This window comes from Janthinobacterium sp. P210005, assembly GCF_036231865.1.
Taxonomy (GTDB): domain Bacteria; phylum Pseudomonadota; class Gammaproteobacteria; order Burkholderiales; family Burkholderiaceae_D; genus Janthinobacterium; species Janthinobacterium kumbetense.
Genome location: NZ_JAZARC010000008.1, coordinates 76,041 through 96,329, shown reverse-complemented (window position 1 = coordinate 96,329; position 20,289 = coordinate 76,041). Strand labels below are relative to the sequence as shown.

The following is a 20,289-nucleotide window of genomic DNA, read 5'->3' as shown; positions in this document are numbered from 1 at the left end:
ATGGATGAAGCACATGATTGAGGTCAAGCACCTGGCAAAACGTTTCCGCATGCCGCCCCACAAGGGCAAGGCCGCGCACGTCAGCGATCCGCGCGAACACGAGGGCTGGTTTCACGCCGTGCGCGACGTCAGTTTCAGCTGCGCCCCCGGCGAAGTGCTGGGCCTGCTGGGCCCGAATGGCGCCGGCAAGACCACCACCCTGCGCCTGCTGTCGACGGCCTTGCAGGCGGACGCGGGCAGCGCCCTCGTCAACGGCGTCGACGTGCTGCGCCAGCCGCTGGTGGCGCGCCAGAGCATCGGCTTCCTGTCCGGCTCGACAGGCTTGTATGGCCGCCTGACGGCGCGCGAGAACGTGGAATATTTCGGCCGCCTGCATGGCATGCCGGCCGACAAGCTGAAACGCCGCTGCGACGAACTGTTTTCCCTGCTGCAAATGGAGGAATACGGCAGTAAGCGGGCCGATCAATTGTCGACGGGCATGAAACAGAAGTGCGCGATCGCCCGCACCGTCGTGCACGAACCGCAGGTGGTGATCCTCGACGAGCCGACGACGGGCCTGGACGTGATGTCGGCGAAGATCTTGCTCGACTTCATCGCCAGCTACAAGGCGCTGCGCGTGCCGCTGATCTTTTCCACGCACCACCTGCACGAGGTGGAAAAGCTGTGCGACCGCGTCTGCATCATCAACCGCGGCACCACCGCCTTCAATGGCACGGTCAGCGAACTGCGCCACCTGGGCGGCAGTGCCGATCTGTACGACGCCTTTGTCAGCGTCATCAACCAGGGAGCCTGAGCCATGTGGACCATTTATGTGAAAGAGTTGCTGGAACTCACGCGCGACCGCAAGACGCTGATCTTCACCATCCTCATCCCCATCTTTGCCATGCCGCTGATCTTTGGCGGCTTCGCTTATGTTTCAAGCAATATGTTCAAGAACGCGAAAACGGCGGAAATGCGCTACGCCCTGTTCGGCAAGGACCATTCGCCCGGCTTGAGCGGGCGTTTTGCCCAGCAGCACAACCTGCGCGAAGTGCCGCTGGCCAGCGAGGGCGACATCCGCCGCGCCATCGGCGACGACACCATCAAGTTCGCCGTCGTCATTCCGCCGCATTTTGAAGCATTGCTGCAGCAACAGCAGCAAACGAAGGTAGTGCTGCACTACAACAGCGCCAGCACGGTCGACGTGACCCAGCAGCGGGTGCGCGAGATCGTCGAGGCGTACAACGCCAGCCTGCGCGAAAGCGCGCTGTCGGCCCTGAACCTGAGTCCGGCCCAGCTGGCCTTTGCCCTGCACCCCATCGTGCTCGACAAACAGTCGACGGCCAACGAGCGCGAGCAGATGGGCGCCATCGTCGGCGGCATGCTGCCCTATCTGCTGCTGATGGTGTGCCTGACGGCGGCCATGTATCCGGCCATCGACCTGGGCGCCGGCGAAAAGGAGCGTGGCACCCTGGAAACCCTGCTGCTGGCACCCGTGCCGCGCAGCGCCATCGTGCTGGCCAAGTTCCTCGTGCTGTTTACGGTGGGCATGACCTCGGCCGTGCTGATGGTGGGCAGCATGGGCGCCCTGCTGGCCATCTTCGGCAGTTCGCTGGAAGGCAACATGGCCGTGATGGTGCGCAGCATCGGCTTGCCCGACCTGGCCATGGTGACCCTGATGCTGGTGCCCACGGCCGCCATCTTTGCCTCGCTGCTGCTGTCGATCTCGATCTACGCGAAAAGCTACAAGGAAGCGGCCGGCATGATCACGCCATTGATGCTGTTCGTCATCCTGCCCACGGTAGCGGCCATGCTGCCCGGCGTCGAGCTGAACTGGATGTGGGCCATGGTGCCGCTGACCAACGTGTCGCTGGCCATGAAGGAATTGGTCAAGGGCACCATGGATTACCGCATGTTCGGCGTGATCCTCGCCTCGACCACGGTGATCGCAGGCGCCCTGCTGATGCTGTGCCGCTGGTGGTTTAACCGTGAATCGGTGCTATTCCGTAATTGATAGTCACGCGGCGCGCCAGCGGGGCGAAACAGGCCCCCACGGAAGCCCCACACGGGCGCGCCGTCCACCCCGCCCAATTGCACTCTGGTCACGCGAAAATGCCGTGTATCGCATGCAACTGCCCAGTACGTCTTAAATTCAATACAATGCCAGCATACAGAAGCCCTGCACCATCGGGCTGCAACGCATGAGTTAGGAGTTGTATGGAATTGCAGATTCGCAAATTGTCGAAGACCTACGCGAATGGCGTGGTGGCGCTGGATAACGTGTCGCTGACGATACCGCCCGGGATGTTTGGCTTGCTGGGCCCGAATGGCGCCGGCAAGTCGACCCTGATGCGCACCCTGGCCACCTTGCAGGAATGCGATTCCGGCTCCGTTTTCTTCGGCGACTACGACGTGCTCGACGACAAGGACGAGATCCGCCGCATGCTCGGCTACCTGCCGCAAGACTTCGGCCTGTACCCGAAAGTGACGGCGTATGAGCTGCTCGACCACTTCGCCACCTTGAAAGGCCTGTCGCAGCGGGCGCGCCGGCGCGAGGTCGTCGATGGCCTGTTGCAGCAAACCAACCTGTTCGACGTGCGCCACCAGCGCCTGGGCAGCTTTTCCGGCGGCATGCGCCAGCGCTTCGGCATCGCGCAAGCCCTGCTGGGCGACCCGAAACTGATCATCGTCGACGAGCCGACGGCCGGCCTCGACCCGCAGGAAAGAGTCCGCTTCCATAACTTGCTGTCCGACATCGGCGAAGACAAGACGGTGATCCTGTCGACCCACATCGTGTCCGACGTGGCCGACCTGTGCGCCAACATGGCCATCATCAACAAGGGCCATTTGCTGCTGTGCGGCAAGACCCAGGAACTGATCGACGAAGTCAGCTGCAAGATCTGGGCGCGCTTCGTCGAGAAGAAAGAGCTGGCCAGCTTCCAGCAGCGCCACGCCGTCATTTCCACGCGCTTGCTGTCGGGCCGTACCTTGATCCACGTCTACAGCGACGACGACCCGGGCGACGGCTTCGAGGAAGCCATCGGCGACCTGGAAGACCTGTATTTCGCCACCATTGCCGGGCGCCACCGCGTCGCCCCGCAGTGCGACTGAGGGGCGCGCCATGTTTGCCATCGCCCGCTTTGAAGCGCGACAGCGGCTCAAGCTGCTGTCCACCTGGGTGTATTTCGCCATGTTCCTGGCGCTGGCCATGCTGTGGATGGCCGCCGCCGGCGGCGTCTTCAAGGAAGCGAGCATCAGTTTCGGCGGCAAGTTCCTGATCAACGCGCCCCGCTCGCTGGCATTCACGTGCAGCCTGCTGGGCTGTTTCGGCGCCGTCGTGGTGGCCGCCATGATGGGCCGCTCGGTGCAGCAGGATTTCGAATACGGCATGCAGCATTTCTTCTTCAGCGCGCCGATCCGGAAATACCAGTACGTGTTCGGCCGCTTCCTCGGCGCCTGGCTGGTGCTGGCCGTCGTGTTTTCCAGCATCGTCATCGGTGCCTGGCTGGGCGCCTGGCTGCCCGGCATCGACCCGGAACGGCTGGGGCCGCAACGGGCGCTGGCCTACCTGATGCCGTATGTGTTTACCCTGCTGCCGAACCTGTTCATCTTTGGCGCCATCTTCTTCGTCATCGCGGCCCTGACGCGGCGCATGCTGCCCGTGTACATCAGCTCGGTGGTCATGCTGATCGGCTACCTGGTGGCCCCGTCCCTGGCGCGCGACCTCGACTACAAGACCCTGGCCGCCCTGATCGACCCCTTCGGCACCACGGCGCTGATACGCCTGACGGAATACTGGCCGAACGCGGAGCGCAACACGCGCCTGGTGACCCTGGAAGGCGTGTATTTGCTGAACCGCGCCATCTGGTCCGGCTTCGCCCTGGTGGCATTGCTGCTCGGCTACTGGCGCTTCCAGTTCCACGCCACGATGGACGCGGGCGCCGGCAAGCGCCGCAGCGAGGGCGACGTCCCGCTGCGCCTGTCGAACGCTTCACTGTCCACGCAGGAAACACCGGACTTCGCGCAGCGCAACCTGGCCGCCCTGCTCCTCAAGATGAGCTGGCTGAATCTGCGCGAAACCATCAAGAACATCTATTTTGTCGTCATTGTGCTGGCCGGCGTGCTGACCATGTATGGCGGCGCGCTCGACATGGGTTCCATCTATGGCACGAATACCTATCCCGTGACGGAAAGGGTGCTGGACATGGTCAGTGCCTCGTTCGCCCTGTTCATGCTGATCATTACCACTTTCTATGCGGGCGAACTGGTGTGGCGCGAACGCGAGGCGGGCACGCACTTGATGCTCGACGCCCTGCCCGTGCCGAACTGGCTGCCCCTGCTGTCGAAGCTGTTTGCGCTGATCGGCCTGCAGGCCTTGCTGAGCCTGGTAATCATGCTGTGCGGCATGTCGATCCAGGTTTTCAAGGGTTATTACCGCCTCGACCCCGGCCTGTACCTGGAATCGCTGTTCCTGTCGCACCTGCCGTCCTACGCGCTGATCGCCGTGCTGGCCATCTTTTTGCAGGTATTGATCAATCACAAGTATTTGGCGTATTTCGCCATGATCCTGTACCACATCGCCAGCATCAGCTTTTCCTCGCTGGGCCTGGGCGATCCGCTGCTGCTGTACGGCAACACGCCGGACTTCGTGTATTCGGCCATGAACGGCGCCGGCCACTATCTGTTGCGCGAACGCTGGTACTTGCTGTACTGGAGCGGCGCGGCCGTCATGCTGACGGTGCTGTCGCTGCTGTTCTGGCCCCGCGGCGCGCAGGACAGCTGGCGCATCCGCCTGCGCCTGGCGCGCCACGGCCTGACGCAGGGCGTGCTGGCCAGCTTTGCCGGCGGCGCCCTGATCTTCGTCGGCGCCGGCGCGGTGCTGTTCTACGTCTACCACGTGGCCAACGATTACAAGTCCGAATTCGCGCGCGATGCGGACCGCGCCACAGTCGAGCGCCAGTACCGCAAGTTTGCCGCCACGCCGCAGCCGAGAATCACCGACGTGAAACTCGACGTGGCCATCTACCCGGCGCAGCGCACCCTGGCCGTCACGGGCCGCTATGTGCTGCAAAACAAGACCAGCCTGCCGATCAGCCATATTTTTGTGCAGCAAGATCCGAGCTCCACCATGCGCCTGCGTTTTGACGCGCGCGTGCATCCCGGCCTCGATGACGGCAAGCTGGGCTTTTACAGCTACCGCCTGGCCGCGCCGCTGGCGCCGGGCGCCACCCTGGGCCTCGATTTCGACGTCCGCTTTGCGCCGCGCGGCATCTTCGGCCTGGGCCAGGACACGCCCGTGGTGGCCAACGGCACCTTCTTCACGAATGCCGTGCTGCCCCACATCGGCTACCAGCCGCAGCAGGAATTGACGGACCCGCGCGACCGCAAGAAACACGGCTTGCCGGCGCGCGAACGGGCCTTGCCGCGCGACGATGCACGGGGGCTGGCCGACAATTACATCAGCAACGACGCCGACCGCATCAACTTCGACGCCACCGTCAGTACCGTCGACGGCCAGACGGCCATCGCGCCGGGCATGCTGGACAACGACTGGATCGCCAAGGGCCGCCATTACTTCCATTACACGATGGAACAGCCGATCCTGAATTTTTACGCGTTCCAGTCGGCCCGCTACGCCGTCAAGCACGAGCGCTGGCAAGACGTGGCCATCGACGTGTATTACCACCCTGGCCATGAATACAACCTCGATCGCTTCGTGCGCGGCAGCAAGGAAGCGCTCGAGTACTACACGAAGAACTTCGGCCCCTACCAGCACAAGGTCCTGCGCATCGTCGAATTCCCCCGCTACGCCACGTTTGCGCAATCGTTCCCGAACACGATACCGTACTCGGAAGGGCTGGGCTTCATCGCCAGGGTCGATGACAAGAATCCCAAGGATATCGATTATCCGTTCTACGTGACGGCGCATGAAGTGGCGCACCAGTGGTGGGCGCATCAATTGGTGGGCGGCAATACACGGGGCGCCACCGTGCTCAGCGAAACCCTGGCTGAATATTCGGCCCTGATGGTGATGAAGAAAACCGTGGGGCCGGCCAAGATGCGCCGCTTCCTGCGCTATGACCTGAATCAATACCTGATGGGACGCAGCGAAGAGCGCAAGAAGGAATTGCCGCTGGCCGAGAATGAAAACCAGCCCTACATCCACTACAACAAGGGCAGCCTGGCCATGTATTTGCTGCAAGACATCATCGGCGAAGACAAGGTCAACGGCGTGCTGCGCGAGTTGCTGAAGACGCATGGCCAGAAAGGCCCGCCGTATGCCAGCGTGACGGCACTGATTGCCGGCTTGCGCCAGGTCACGCCGCCCGAGCAGGCTTACCTGATCGACGACCTGTTCGAGAAAATCGTGCTGTTCGACAACCGTGCCCTGTCGGCCACGGCCACGAAACGCAGCGACGGCAAGTACGCCGTCACCGTGAAAGTGCAGGCGAGCAAGTTGACGGCCGGCGAACAGGGCGAGGAGCACGACGCGCCCCTGCACGACTGGATCGAGATCGGCGTCGACGACGCGAATGGCCATCCGCTGCTGCGCGAACGCCTGCGCATGACGGCGCGCGAAGCGAGCTATACCGTCATCGTGGGCAGCCGTCCCGGCAAGGCGGGCATCGATCCGGACAACAAGCTGATCGACCGCAAGCCCGATGACAATATGGTCACCGTCGACATCGCCGAACCATGACAAAAAATGGCCACCCTGAAAAGGTGGCCATTTTTTTTATTCTCAGGCGCTGCTCAAGCCTCGGCGCAACGCGTCACCAGGCTCAGGCTGATGCCCATTTCCGTCAGGTGCTGCATGTCGGCCAGGGTCAGATCCAGCGGAGAGTCGACCGTGTCGTCGCCATTCAGCTCCAGTTGCAACTCGGCAACGATACGCGGCATGGTGAAGCTGACGCCGCGCGAGCGGCATTCGGCCAGGTAGCTGCGTATGCGCGAGGGCAATACTTGCGATTTGGATGCCTGCGCGATCAGCACCTCGAAGCCGGAATCGAGATGTACGCGGCCCGCGCCCTTCGCCTCGCCCTTGCGCCATTGCCGTTCGGGATCCGTGGGCAAGACTTCGAGGATGGATTTGAGCGTGGGGTCGTCCCCATGCACCGACAGCTTCGCCATATTCATATTACAAGACTTTCTAGTCAGGACGCTGCCAGGAAGGCCGCGCGATCATCAGACCGACAAGTCTACGCATGGGCGGCAAATATGTCCATACGGCAATATTTGGTATCTCCCTCTAATTTGTGCTGTATCAACAACAGGCGGAACAAGCTTGTTCCGCCTGCAACACATAATTACAGCACCACGCCACGCGCCTGCAAGGCGGCCCGCACGCCGGCGCCATACGCGGCATCGGCACGGTCGAAGTGGCCCAGCTGACGCTGCAGGGTTTCCGGCCGCACCTGGCTCAAAGGACCGGCCAGGTTGTCGAACAGGTTTTGCTTCGCCTGCACCGACATCAAGCGGAACAGATTGCCGGCTTGCGTGTAATCATCTTCCACGCCGCGGCCATCGTAGCGCGCCGCGCCGCCGGCCAGGTCCAGCGCCGGCTCGCCGTGGCCCAGCCCTTGCGGCTGCGTGCCTGCCGCCGCCACGTTCGCATAGTTGCGCGCCGCACCGCCATTGTTGATCGCCATGCCGCCATCGCGCTGCTGGTTGTGGAAGGGGCAGCGGGCCGCATTCACGGGCAAGTGCTGGTGGTTGGTGCCGACCCGGTACAGCTGGGCGTCGTGGTAGGCGAACAAGCGGCCTTGCAGCATCTTGTCCGGTGAATATCCCATGCCGGGCACGGCATTGGCCGGTGAAAATGCCGCTTGCTCGACTTCCGCGTGGTAATTGTCAGGGTTGCGATTCAGCTCGAAAATACCGACTGGCAACAGCGGGAAGTCCGCATGCGGCCACACTTTCGTCAAATCGAACGGGTTCCAGCCCGTGCGCTGCTCCCATGCATCGAGCTGCTCCTGCGTCGCCACCTGCAACTTGACTTCCCACTGGGGGAAATCGCCGCGTTCGATGGCGCCGAACAAGTCGCGCTGGGCGTAGTCGGGGTCGGCACCGGCCAGGCGGCCCGCTTCCGCGGCAGGCAGGTTCTTGATGCCCTGGCGCGTCTTGAAGTGCCATTTCACGTACACGCGCTGGCCGTCGGCATTGATCAGGCTATACGTGTGGCTGCCGAAGCCATCCATGTGGCGGTAGCCGTCCGGCGTGCCGCGGTCCGAGAACAGCATGGTGACCTGGTGCAAGCTTTCCGGCGCATGGCTCCAGAAATCGAACATCATTTCCGCCGATTTCAAGTTGCTTTGCGGATCGCGCTTTTGCGTGTGGACAAAGTCGGGGAACTTGATCGGGTCCTTGATGAAGAACATGGGCGTGTTGTTGCCAACGAGGTCCCAGTTGCCCTCTTCCGTATAGAAGCGCACGGCAAAACCGCGCGGGTCGCGTTCCGTGTCGGCGCTGCCGCGTTCGCCACCGACGGTGGAAAAGCGCGCGAAGGTGGCCGTCTGCTTGCCCACTTCACTGAACAGCTTGGCCTTGGTATGGCGCGAAATGTCGTGCGTGACGGTAAAGGTGCCGTAGGCGCCCGACCCTTTCGCGTGCACCACGCGCTCGGGAATGCGCTCGCGGTTGAAATGCTGGAGTTTTTCGATCAGGTGGAAGTCTTGCAGCAGCAAGGGGCCACGGGGGCCGGCGCTGAGGGAATTCTGGTTATCGGCGACGGGGATGCCCGAGGCGGTACTGAATGGCGGCTGTTGGCTCATGGCTGCTTTTCCTTCGTTGTTGACTAATAGAACTAGTGTAACGAGGTCAACAACAAAGGAAAAGCTAATTGATTTTATCGGATCGATAGATATTTACAATGCACAGCCATGGGCGTCGCACACGCCGCCCAGTTGCGCCTGCAGCTTTGCCGGCTGGCCCAGGAAACCGCCGATATCGATCACGGACAGCTTGCCGCTGCCATCGTCGAGCACGAACGTGGGAAAGCCCTGGCCGCCCACCTGCGCCAGCAAGGCGCGGCTGGCGTCGATATGCCGTTGCGTGGCGGCGCCCGCTTGCCGCGCATACGCGGCCTCGAAGGCGGCGCCGTCCATGCCCAGTTCTTGCGCCAGCGCCACCAGCACGGGCAGGTCGGCGATGCGCAAGCCGTCCACGTAATGGGCGCGCTGCACGCGTTGCAGCATGTCCAGGCCCTTGCCGGCCAGCGATTCCGCCGCCAGGATGGCCGTGATCGGCGGCTCGGAATCCATCATGGCCGTGGTGTCGTTCAGCAAGCCGTTAATATAGGCGTCGCCGAAGGGCTGGCCAGACAATTGCTCGATGCGCCGGTCGTGCGGCAGCACATAGCCGCGCCAGGCGGGCGTGATCTGGCGGCGATTGCTGCCCGTCATCATGCCGCCGGCGTGGAAAGCCAGCGTCAGTCCGGGCACGGCGCGTGCCGCCTCGACCAGCGGCGCGGCGCCGTAGCACCAGCCGCACAGGGGATCGAAAATATAGTGCAGTGTGGGCATGACCCTATCCTTTATAAAACTAAAACAGATGACTTGAAAAACCGTAGCGAGCGGCGCTAGTTCTGGCTGAGAAGCGCAACTGTGCTAGGCACGGGGCCGCCGAGGCAGTGAGCATCGCAGGCCGGAAATCGCGTCGCGCAGTAGGTTTTTACCATTTCATTTCGCCTTTGGCGACCTTCGCGCTGGTCTCCAGGGCGCCATCGAGGCCCAGCTTCGGATAATGCTGTTTCATCGCCTCGATCAGGGCAGCCGAATTGGCGGCCTTGGCCGTTTCCGCTTCAAACGTCACCAGGTAGTCGCGCGTAAAACCGATGCTGTCCGGCGTCAGGGGCGAACCGACCTTGAAGTGGCCCGGCACGACGGTGACGGGTTTCAGCGCGGCGATGCCGTCCAGCGTCTTGAGCCAGTCCTGGCGCGATTGCAGGCTTTGCGTATCGGCCGTCCACACATGCAAGTTGCCAAACAGCACCACGCCGCCGACGACGGCCTTGATCGATGGAATCCACACATAGGTGCGCGCTGGCGTCGGGCCGGCGATGTCCAGCGACTGGCCTTCCAGGCTGATGCGCTTGTCCATCAGCGCGTCGGGGATGACGATGCCGTGCGGCGCGTTGTCTTTCAGGATCGGGCCCCAGTAGGCGACCTTGGCGTCGGCCTTGCGGCGGATTTCCGCGACGGTTTCTGGCGTGGCAACGATTTTCGCCTGCGGGAACGCAGCCTTGATCACGTCGAGGCCAAAGTAAAAATCGGGATCGCTGTGGCTGATGTACACGGTCGTCAGTTTCTTGCCGCTGGCGCGGATCTTTTCCACCAGTTTTTGCGCTTCGGCGCGCGAGAATTGCGCATCGATCAGCACGGCGTCATGCTTGCCCGCGACCAGCACGGAAGCGACGGGAAAGATGGCCGCTTCGCCCGGGTTGAAGACTTCCAGGGTCAGGGGTGCGCTGGCGGCGGCCGAGGCGGCGCCGGCGGCAAACAGGGTGGAGACAAGAACGCTGCTGATGGATTTGGAGAACATGATGCGCCTTCACAAGATGATTGGGATGACTGCATCTTACGTTGCTCAAAGCGGTAGAAAAACTAGGTAAAGCGCAATAGTTTGTTGCTTATATCGATGCAATCATGCGATGACGAACACGCTACGGCGTATTTTTCCAACGACGGCGCGCGCCAAAGCCACGCCACTGCGGCGGCGTAGTGCCGTCGCAAAATGTGTCACAGCGTCATGAGGGTGTCACATTGGATTGTTATCTTGCTAGCTCTTTCAAACCTAGCCGGATGAACCACATGACACGCAGAAAAATTTCCGTCGCTGGCTGCAGCGTCGCCATCACCCTGATGCTGGCCGCCTGCGGCAGCGACGCAAAAAAAGAAGAGACAGTGGCTGAAGCGCCGCCGAAAAACGTCATCTTCTTCCTTGGCGATGGCATGGGCCTGACCACCATGACGGCCGCGCGCATCTATTCCGTGGGCGAAGAGGGTGCGCTGACCATGGACACCCTGCCGGAAACGGCCTTCGTGAAAACGTACTCGAACGACGCGCAAGTGACGGACAGCGCGCCATCGATGGCCGCCTACATGACCGGCGTCAAGATGAACAATGAAGTCATTTCCATGTCGGCCAACACGGTCGCCATCGATCCGGGCACGGATGCGAATAACAACAAGCTGGTCAACAAATGCGGCACCGGCAACGGCACGCCCGCCACCACCTTGCTGGAACTGGCCAAGGCCAAGGGCTTCGCCGCCGGCGTCGTCAGCACGGCGCGCGTGACGCACGCCACGCCGGCCGCAACCTACTCGCACATCTGCCACCGCGACCTGGAAAACGATATCGCCGCGGCCTTGGTGCCGGGCGGCACGGGCTACAACAGCGCCCTGGGCACCACCGGCCTGGAAGTGGTCCTCGGTGGCGGCGCGCAATTCTTCACGCAATTCAAGGATGGCGGCAAGCGTTCCGACGGCCGCGACCTGATCGCCGAATTGAAAGCCAAAAGCTACACGGTCGCCAACAACGCCACCGACTTCAAGGCCGTCGATGCGGCCAAGACGGACCGTTTGTTCGGCGTGTTCACGTCCAGCCACATGAGCTACGACCTGGACCGCGACGCAGCGAAGGAACCTAGCCTGGCGGAAATGACCACCAAGGCCATGGACGTGCTGGCCAAGAACAAGAAGGGTTACTTCCTGATGGTCGAAGGCGGCCGCATCGACCATGCGCTGCACGAAACGACTGCCAAGAAAGCGCTGCAAGACACCGTCGCGTTCGACAACGCCATCAAGGCCGCCATCGAAAAAGCCAAGCTGACCGATCCGACCCTGGCCAATACCCTGATCGTCGTCACGGCCGACCATGACCACACGCTGGTGCTGAACGGCTATGCCAAGCGCACGGGCAAGACGGCTGCCGGCAACCCTGGCGTGCTGGGCGTGGTGAAGAACTACGTGACCGGCGCGGTCGAGAAAGACCTGGATGGCGCACCGTATTCGATCATCGGCTTCGGCAATGGCGAAAACCGCACGCAATCGAGCCGCGCCGCCATGGCCAGCCTCGATGAAACCGTCACCAGCGCCAATAATTACCACCAGGAAGCAGTGATCCGCACCGCGGTCGGCAATGAAACCCACGGCGGCACCGACGTCTTCCTGGGCGCCATCGGCAAGGGATCGGAAACCTTCCTTGGCACCATCGAAAACACCAAAGTATTCGGCCTGGTCAAGACCGCCGGCGGTCTGTAATCCCCAAGAGACAAGAATTGGACAAGCACATGAAACTTGCATCGACACCCGCCGCACTGAAATCGGCCCTGAAACTCTCCTTGCTGACCACGCTCGTGGCCGCCAGCGTCGCCAGCGCCTACGCCGCCGACGCCAAGAACGTCATCTTCTTCCTCGGCGACGGCATGGGCCCGTCCGTCGTGACGGCAGCGCGCATCTACCAGTACCAGGAAGACGGCAACCTGACGATGGACACGCTGGAGCGCACGGCGCGCATCAAGACGTTCTCGAACGATGCGCAAACGACGGACAGCGCGCCCTCGATGGCCGCCTACATGACCGGCGTCAAGATGAACAATGAAGTCATCTCGATGGCGCAGGACACCATCGCCAAGGAACCGAGCCGCGACGTCAATGGCAACCTGGGCGTGGATAACTGCCCGGCCGGCGGCAAGAGCGCGCCGACCATCCTGGAACTGGCGAAAGCCAAGGGCAAGGCCGTGGGCGCCATCACCACCACGGAACTGACGCACGCCACGCCGGCGACGACTTTCTCGCACATCTGCAACCGCAATGCGCAATACGCGATCGCTGCACAAACGGTGCCGGGCGGCGCGGGCTACAACACGGCCCTGGGCGACGGCGTCGACGTGCTGATGGGTGGCGGCCGCAACCACTTTACGCCTTGGTCGGCCAGCAACAAGTATGGCCGCGCCGATGGCCGCAACCTGTTGACGGAATTTGCCGCCAAGGGCTACACCGTGGCCGCCAACAAGGCGGAAATGGCTGCGGCGCAGAGCGGCAAGAAATTCATTGGCCTGTACAGCACCCGCAGCCACCTGGAATATGAACTGGACCGCACCGCCACGCCGCCGCTGGGCGAAGGCGCGACCCAGCCTAGCCTGTCGGAAATGACGCTGAAAGCCATCGACTTGCTGTCGAAAAACGCGAACGGCTACTTCCTGATGGTCGAAGGCGGCCGTATCGACCACGCCTTGCACGGCATCAACGCCAAGCGCGCGCTGACGGACACCATCGCCTTCGACGACGCCATCAAGGCGGCCATCGCCAAGATCAAGGAAACCGATCCGAAGCTGGAAAATACCCTGATCGTCGTCACGGCCGACCATGACCACACCCTGGCCTTCAACGGCTACGGCAAGCGCGGCAACCACATCCTCGACATCAACCGCGGCTACAAGGATAACCAGCCGAGCAAGGATGCCGATGGCAATACCTACACCACCCTGGTGTTCGGCAACGGCCCGAACCGCCCTGCCCTGCGCAGCAACGTCGACAGCGCCACGGCCCTGAAAGACAACTACCTGCAAGAAACAGGCGTGCGCCTGGCCAGCGAAACCCACGGCGGCGGCGACGTCAAGCTGCTCGCCACGGGCGCCGGCGCGAAGGCCTTCAAGGGCACCCTGGACAACACCAAGGTGTTTGACCTGCTGAAGGCGGCCTTCGGCTTCTGATCCACATCAACACGGTAACCCCACCGGGGCGGATGGCGTATGCCCTCCGCCCCTCTGCACGTAAAGGCAACACCATGAAATCGTCCCTGATCGCCGTCCTCCTCGCCGCCGGCTTTGCAGCCAGCGCGCAAGCCGCTCCTGCCACGCCTGCCGACCTAGACCTGGGCATCACCTATTACAGCCGCGTCCTGACGCCGGAAGGCGTGACGCGCGAAAGCCGCTACGAAGAAAAGATGCTGCGCCGCCCCGGCCACGTGTGGGTCGAGCGCGTGCTGGCGCCGTCGACCGATGCGCATGCGGGCCACAGCCACGGTGAAAACAAGAAAGTGGCATTGAAAACGTCGACCGCGGCCACGCAGCATGAGCACAAGCACTTCAATCCCGTGCTGATACCGCGCCACGTGATGCTGGAAAAGAACACCGTGCGCGTGGAATACATCGATGCGCATGACAAGATCGTCGTCGCCATCCCCAAGGCCGAGTACGAAAACGTCAATTTCGACGGTTCCTGGGAAAACAGTTTTTATCTGCTGGACCCGAAACTGGTGGCCGCCATGCCGCTGTCGAAACAGGCGTCAAACGTGACGGGCGCGCGCTGGCGCGAAGTGGAAAAGAATGGTGTGTTCCAGCGCATCCTGTGGGATGAGCAAAAACAGATTCCGCTGATCATCGAAAGCGGCGACCGCGCGAATACCTTCTATCGCCGGGTCGACGTCAAGCTGCAACCGACCGTCAGCAAGGCGCAGCCGTGGGCCAACTTGCAGAACTACGCGCAGCGCGAGTATTCGGACTACCTGGACTAAGAGCCTATCCCAGTAGGGAGCGTCTTCTGCTGGCAGCACATCAGGAGCGCGGACAAGGCGTGAGGAGGACGCGTGGCGAGCCACGCGACGACGATCAACGCAGTCCCCCGCTTCTGAGGCGCGCCAGCGGGGGATGTATTCATCTACTGGGACAGGCCCTTAGCCAGCCTCGGGACGTAAAAAAAGCCAGGGAAATCCCTGGCTTTTGTTTGCCTGACTGGCGGGCGCCGGATTACTCCGCCGCTGCCGCCTTCTTCGCCGGCGCCTTCTTGGCGGCCGGCTTTTTCACGGCCGCAGCTTTCTTGGCCGGCGCTTTTTTGACGGCTGCCGCTTTCTTGACGGCCGTTTTCTTTGCTGGCGCCGCGCCTTCTTCGCCTTCGGCCTCGGCCGCTGCCGCCTTCGTCTTCGCGCCCGGCTTGGCCTTGCGCTCTTCAAACTCGAAGCTCACCTTGCCATCCTTGCCGCGCACGAGGAATGCCTTGAACGGACGGCGGGTACGCTGCGAAACAAAGCCCGGCAGCAAGTCCGTCTTGCCATCGTTGAGCAGCTTTGCCATTTGTTCCGGCAAGATTTCCTGCTGCAAGATGATACGGCCGCTGCGGAAGTCGCACGTCTTCGGCTTGGCCACGCTGTGTTCGCACACATAGGCCAGGCCCATTTCGTACACGCCGGCGTTGCACTTGGGGCACGGTCCCACGGGCGTCTGGCCCGTGAAATCGACGCCTTCGCCATCTTCGCTCTCGTCGTTCTGGCCGAAATCGAATTCCAGCTTGAAATTCTTGATCTCTTCATCGCGCACGATGCGCAGGATGGCGGCGAACGGACGGCCCATCTTCGAGCGGAAGCCTTGCAGCGGGCCGATGGTGCGGTCCTTCAGCAATTGTTCCACTTCGGCAATTTCGAACTGGCGCGAACCCGGTGTCTTGCTCATCGAGAATTCGCACTTGGTGCAGGCGAAACGACGGTAGTTTTCCTTCACCACGCCGCTGCAGTTGGGGCATGGCGTTTCCAGGGTCGCATAGTCGCCCGGAATGGTGTCATTATCGTATTCCTTGGCGCGCTTGACGATGATCTGCGTCATCTGCGCGATTTCGCGCATGAATTCTTCGCGCGAAATCTTGCCCTTTTCCATCTGCGACAGCTTGTATTCCCACTCGCCCGTCAGCTCCGGCGCCGTCAATTCATTGACGCCCAGGCCTTTGAGCAAAGTCATCAGCTGCGATGCCTTGGCCGTCGGAATCAATTCGCGGCCTTCGCGGATCAGGTAACGTTCCGTCAGCAAGCCCTCGATGGTGGCCGCGCGCGTCGCCGGGGTACCGAGACCCTTGCCGGCCATCGCATCGCGCAGCTCGTCGTCGTCGATCAGCTTGCCGGCGCCTTCCATGGCCGACAGCAAGGTCGCCTCCGTGAAGCGCGCAGGCGGCTTCGTCACCAGGCCGTTGGCGTTGACGCTTTCCGTCTGCACTTTCTCGCCCTTGGCCACTGGCACCAGGTTGCCGTTGCCATTGCTTTCCTTGTCGGCGTCCGTCGACGCTTCCTTGCCGTAGATGGCCAGCCAGCCCGGATTGGTCATGACCTTGCCTTCAGTCTTGAACTGATGGCCGGACACTTCCGTGTAGCGCGTGGTGACCTGGAATTCCGCAGGCGGGAAGAACACGGCCATGAAGCGGCGCGTGACGAGGTCATACAGCTTCTGTTCCGGCTCGGACAGGTTTTTCGGCGCGATCGTCGTCGGGATGATCGCGAAGTGATCCGAGATCTTGGTGTTGTCGAAGATGCGCTTGTTCGGCTTGACCCAGCCCTTGTCGATGATCTGCTTGGCGAACTGGTGGTAGTTGCTGTTGTCCTTGACCGTTTCCAGCGCCTGCAGCACGGTCGGCATGTAGTCTTCCGGCAGGTGGCGCGAATCGGTACGCGGATACGTCAGCACCTTGTGCTTTTCATACAGCGCCTGGGCCAGGCCCAGCGTGTTCTTGGCCGAGAAGCCGAAACGCGAGTTCGCTTCGCGCTGCAGGCTGGTCAGGTCGAACAGGCCCGGTGCCATCGAGGTGGTCGGTTTCGATTCTTCCGTGACATTGCCTTGGCGGCCGCGGCAGGCGGTGGCGATCGAATCGGCAGCCGTCTTGCTCCACAGGCGCTCGGCGCGCTTCTCGGGGTCGTTCTCGTCCTTCTTGAACTTCGTGTCGAGCCAGCGGCCTTCATAGATACCGGCCGCGCAAACGAATTCGGCGCGCACTTCCCAGAAGTCGCGCGGCACGAATTTCTTGATCTTGTCTTCGCGTTCGACCACGATGGACAGGGTCGGCGTTTGCACGCGGCCCACGGTGGTCAGATAAAAACCGCCTTCCTTCGAATTAAACGCCGTCATGGCGCGCGTGCCATTGATACCGATCAACCAATCGGCTTCCGAACGGCAGCGGGCCGCATCGGCCAGCGGCAGCATTTCTTCGTCGCTGCGCAGGTGCGAGAAACCGTCGCGGATGGCGCCCGGCGTCATCGACTGCAGCCACAGGCGCTTGACCGGTTGCTTGGCTTTCGCGTTTTGCGCGATCAGGCGGAAAATCAGCTCGCCTTCGCGCCCCGCATCGCATGCGTTGATGAGGGTGGTGACGTCTTTGCGTTTGATCAGCTTGTTTAATACTTTGAGGCGCGCTTCCGTCTTGGCGATCGGGTTCAGCGCGAAATACGGTGGAATCATCGGCAAGTGCGCGAAACTCCATTTGCCGCGCTTCACGTCGAATTCTTCCGGCACGGCGATCTCCAGCAAGTGGCCGACCGCCGACGACAGGACGTATTCATCCGATTCAAAGTACTCATCGTGCTTGGTAAAGCCGCCAAGCGTCTTCGCGATATCGTTCGCGACAGAAGGCTTCTCGGCGATGATGAGGGTTTTTGTCATATTTTTTAGTCTCGAAAAATGCTCTAGGATAGTTTCAGCATGCGCATCATACAGTGCATTGCCAGGCGCCGACGCTTTTGTCTGCGCAAGGCCTTGTGACTTGTGGTCTTGTCAAGCGGCCAATGATAAGCGCCTATTGAAGAATTCGGCAAGTTATCTGCAAGCAAGAATGCGCAAGCGCAAACACAACAGGCTGGCGGGCGCGCTGGTGCAGCACATGGTAATGGGGATGGCGCGGCAGCGGCGCCAGGGTCAGGCAGGCAGCGACAGCGGCCGCCAGCGACGTCTATATATTAGTGCAATAAGCGCGGCGGGAGGTCTTCGTCGTCGACAAACAGATCGTCGAACATCAGGGCGTCCGGTTCCTTGCCCTGGCTCCACAGCAGCATCAGCACGATGACTTTCAGCTTGCCCAGCGAAACGGGCGCCTCGTCGAGCGCCAGCGCCCGTTCGATGACGATTTCGCGCTGCAGCGGCGACAGCACCTTGGCGCTTTCCAGGAACTGGATGAAGCCGATGGCGGCCGTGCCCAGCACGTCGCTTTCCTGCTGCACATAGAAGCGCGTGCCCGTGGAGCTGGCCGTCAGGGTTTGTTCGACGCCGGCCATGGCGTTCAAGTCCGTCAGCCAGACGAGCGCTTCGGAAATCTCCACGTCGTCGAAACCGACGGCCGACAGTTTGCGCGCCAGGACTGCCGGCTCGGGGCAGGCATCGGGGCGATAGTAAGTCTCGTAGAGGTACACCAGGATATCGAACATGGCTCTACTCTATCAGCTAAGTTCGCTGCGACACAAGGGTGCGCGCCGACAAAGCGCCCCCGTGCGGCAAGGCCGCCACACAAGTGACAAGCTGTCATTTACAGCGTTGAAACAGTCCTCCCGGCAAGCGTTCCACCCGGCCCGCCAGCTCCAGCGCCAGCAATTCCCCCATCAGCACGCCCATGGCCAGGCCGCTACGCTCGGCCAGGGTATCCGCATCGAGGGGATCGTGACCCAGCGCGGCCAGCAGCGGCGCTTCGTCTTCCACCGCTGGCGGCACCTGGGGCACGCCGCCCAGCCATTGCAACTCTTGCAGCACGTCATCGGCCGACTCGACCAGCTTGGCGCCCTGCTTGATCAATGCATGACAGCCCTTGGCCAGGGTCGCATGGATGGAACCGGGCAAGGCATACACATCGCGCCCCTGCTCGCCGGCCAGGCGCGCCGTGATCAATGAACCCGATTGCGCGGCCGCCTCGATCACCAGCACGCCGCGCGCCAGGCCGCTGATCAGGCGGTTGCGGCGCGGAAAGTTAGCTGGCATGGCGGGCAAGCCCAGCGCGTACTCGCTGACGATGCAACCCTGTTCGGCAATTCTTTGCGCTAGATCAAGGTTACGTCGCGGATACACCAGGTCGGCGCCCGTGCCGATCACGGCCACCGTGCCACCCGCGCCGCGCAAGCCGCCCTCGTGCGCGTGCGTATCGATGCCCAGCGCCAGCCCGGAAATGATGGTCAGGCCCGCCATGCTCAGCGCTTGCGCGAAAGCGGCCGCATTCTGCATGCCTTGCGCGCTGGCATTGCGGCTGCCGATGATGGCCACGCCGGGACGCGATAGCAGTTCCGCCCGCCCCCGTACATATAACAACAGCGGCGGATCGGCGATTTCCAGCAGCAGGGGCGGATACGCGGCGTCGGCCAGGGTCAGCACGGCGTTGCCGGGCCGCTGCAGCCACTGCAGGGTGAGTTCCAGCTGGCTGTTGGCCACGGGCTTGGGCGGCTGCACGATGGCGCGCGCCACGCTGGCCGGCACCGCTTCGCGCAAGGCCTCGAAGGACGTGGCGAAGATCTCCGGCGGCAAGCCGAAGCGGGCCAGCAAGGCGCGCGCCGCCACCGGCCCCACGCCGGGCAGATGCTGCAGGCGCAGCCAGCCCGCCAGTTCCGTGGCCGTGTCTGCCGTCGTTGCAAGTGCATGCATGACCACCTCGCTGTGTACTGTGCCCTCCCATGCTAGCGCCATGGCGCGCACGCGATACCGACGCGCGCAAGGATGCGTGCAATGCGCGTGCAAAACGGCCCCCCATCCACAGGAGCATGGGCGTCTGTGATAAAATTTCCCTTTGCAGCAAACGATTAGCGCACTGGCAAACGCATCTGCCGCGCCGTTGTGCCATACGCGCCCAAGCATGGCGTACCCAACAGAAAATAGCCCTGCCATCGTTCGCATGGCCCAGGCATGAATAATCCGGCGCACCGGCGCCCACCTTAACCAGTCGAATCCGTATGTCCATATTAAATATCCTGCGTTACCCCGATCCTCGCCTGCACACGATCGCCAAGCCCGTCACCGAATTTGACGCGCGCCTGCAAACCCTGATCGACGACATGGCTGAAACCATGTACGACGCCCCGGGCGTCGGCCTGGCCGCGTCGCAAGTGGACGCGCATATCCAGATGATGGTGATCGACATCACCGAAGAAAAAAACCAGCTGCAAGTGTTCATCAACCCGGAAATCACCTGGGCCAGCGAGGAAAAGCAGGTCTACGACGAAGGCTGTTTGTCCGTGCCTGGCGTCTACGACGGCGTCGAGCGCCCGGCCCGCATCAAGGTGCGCGCCCTGGACCGCCACGGCAAGCAGTTCGAACTGGAAGCCGATGGCTTGCTGGCCGTCTGCATCCAGCATGAGATGGATCACTTGCTGGGCAAGGTATTCGTCGAATACCTGTCGCCGCTCAAGCGCAACCGCATCAAGACCAAGATGATCAAGGAAATCCGTGGTCTCGAGCGCGAAGCGAGCCTGCGCGCACAGAACCGCCGCTTCTAAGCCGCTTTTGCAGCTGTGCTGATAGACTGACCGCAAAGACTGACCGTAACACCACGCCAGCCTGGCGCCTCCGGCGCGGGCCTGCGCACC

The 20,289-nt window shown here is 62.2% G+C and carries 15 protein-coding genes; 8 read left to right on the top strand and 7 right to left on the bottom strand.

Annotated features, from left to right (window positions below):
• Nucleotides 1–13: 13 nt before the first annotated feature.
• From VPH40_RS25855 to VPH40_RS25840, 4 genes are all read left to right on the top strand, one after another.
• Complete coding sequence (locus VPH40_RS25855) at nucleotides 14–793, top strand: ABC transporter ATP-binding protein (RefSeq protein ID WP_251350994.1); 780 nt, start codon at nucleotides 14–16, stop codon at nucleotides 791–793.
• A 3-nt stretch (nucleotides 794–796) separates the two neighbouring features.
• On the top strand, nucleotides 797–1,993 hold the full coding sequence (locus VPH40_RS25850; protein ID WP_328574877.1) for an ABC transporter permease: 1,197 nt from the start codon (nucleotides 797–799) through the stop codon (nucleotides 1,991–1,993).
• A gap of 203 nt (nucleotides 1,994–2,196) precedes the next feature.
• Nucleotides 2,197–3,090 (top strand): ABC transporter ATP-binding protein, encoded by an 894-nt coding sequence (locus VPH40_RS25845; RefSeq protein WP_077399515.1) that lies wholly within the window; start codon nucleotides 2,197–2,199, stop codon nucleotides 3,088–3,090.
• A gap of 10 nt (nucleotides 3,091–3,100) precedes the next feature.
• Nucleotides 3,101–6,679, top strand: a complete 3,579-nt coding sequence (locus VPH40_RS25840) for an ABC transporter permease/M1 family aminopeptidase (protein ID WP_328574876.1) — start codon at nucleotides 3,101–3,103, stop codon at nucleotides 6,677–6,679.
• A 53-nt stretch (nucleotides 6,680–6,732) separates the two neighbouring features.
• On the opposite strand, the gene VPH40_RS25835 is transcribed toward VPH40_RS25840, so the two are convergent.
• From VPH40_RS25835 to VPH40_RS25820, 4 genes are all read right to left on the bottom strand, one after another.
• Complete coding sequence (locus tag VPH40_RS25835; protein WP_251350992.1) at nucleotides 6,733–7,116, bottom strand: hypothetical protein; 384 nt, start codon at nucleotides 7,114–7,116, stop codon at nucleotides 6,733–6,735.
• A 170-nt stretch (nucleotides 7,117–7,286) separates the two neighbouring features.
• Nucleotides 7,287–8,750 (bottom strand): catalase, encoded by a 1,464-nt coding sequence (locus VPH40_RS25830; protein WP_251350991.1) that lies wholly within the window; start codon nucleotides 8,748–8,750, stop codon nucleotides 7,287–7,289.
• Nucleotides 8,751–8,843: 93 nt separating this feature from the next.
• Nucleotides 8,844–9,500 (bottom strand): DsbA family protein, encoded by a 657-nt coding sequence (locus tag VPH40_RS25825; RefSeq protein WP_328574875.1) that lies wholly within the window; start codon nucleotides 9,498–9,500, stop codon nucleotides 8,844–8,846.
• Nucleotides 9,501–9,648: 148 nt separating this feature from the next.
• Nucleotides 9,649–10,518, bottom strand: coding sequence for an MBL fold metallo-hydrolase (locus VPH40_RS25820; RefSeq protein WP_328574874.1), 870 nt, complete (start codon nucleotides 10,516–10,518; stop codon nucleotides 9,649–9,651).
• Between the two features lie 269 nt (nucleotides 10,519–10,787).
• On the opposite strand from VPH40_RS25820, the gene VPH40_RS25815 reads away from it, so the two are divergent.
• From VPH40_RS25815 to VPH40_RS25805, 3 genes are all read left to right on the top strand, one after another.
• Nucleotides 10,788–12,239: an alkaline phosphatase gene (locus tag VPH40_RS25815; RefSeq protein WP_369812240.1), complete on the top strand. Its 1,452-nt coding sequence runs from the start codon at nucleotides 10,788–10,790 to the stop codon at nucleotides 12,237–12,239.
• A gap of 29 nt (nucleotides 12,240–12,268) precedes the next feature.
• Nucleotides 12,269–13,693 (top strand): alkaline phosphatase, encoded by a 1,425-nt coding sequence (locus VPH40_RS25810; protein ID WP_251350989.1) that lies wholly within the window; start codon nucleotides 12,269–12,271, stop codon nucleotides 13,691–13,693.
• Between the two features lie 74 nt (nucleotides 13,694–13,767).
• Nucleotides 13,768–14,496: a hypothetical protein gene (locus VPH40_RS25805; RefSeq protein WP_251350988.1), complete on the top strand. Its 729-nt coding sequence runs from the start codon at nucleotides 13,768–13,770 to the stop codon at nucleotides 14,494–14,496.
• A gap of 232 nt (nucleotides 14,497–14,728) precedes the next feature.
• Here VPH40_RS25805 and VPH40_RS25800 read toward each other — a convergent pair whose 3' ends face one another.
• The 3 genes from VPH40_RS25800 to dprA form a co-directional block, all read right to left on the bottom strand.
• Nucleotides 14,729–17,395, bottom strand: a complete 2,667-nt coding sequence (locus tag VPH40_RS25800; RefSeq protein WP_077399489.1) for a DNA topoisomerase III — start codon at nucleotides 17,393–17,395, stop codon at nucleotides 14,729–14,731.
• A 293-nt stretch (nucleotides 17,396–17,688) separates the two neighbouring features.
• The gene (locus VPH40_RS25795) at nucleotides 17,689–18,153 is read right to left on the bottom strand and encodes a DUF494 family protein (protein ID WP_034749287.1); all 465 of its coding nucleotides are present in this window, start codon (nucleotides 18,151–18,153) and stop codon (nucleotides 17,689–17,691) included.
• Nucleotides 18,154–18,247: 94 nt separating this feature from the next.
• Complete coding sequence (gene dprA / locus VPH40_RS25790; protein ID WP_328574873.1) at nucleotides 18,248–19,351, bottom strand: DNA-processing protein DprA; 1,104 nt, start codon at nucleotides 19,349–19,351, stop codon at nucleotides 18,248–18,250.
• A gap of 305 nt (nucleotides 19,352–19,656) precedes the next feature.
• Between dprA and def the strand changes: the two genes are divergently transcribed.
• Nucleotides 19,657–20,199, top strand: coding sequence for a peptide deformylase (def, locus tag VPH40_RS25785; protein WP_099665527.1), 543 nt, complete (start codon nucleotides 19,657–19,659; stop codon nucleotides 20,197–20,199).
• The last annotated feature ends 90 nt before the right edge of the window (nucleotides 20,200–20,289 follow it).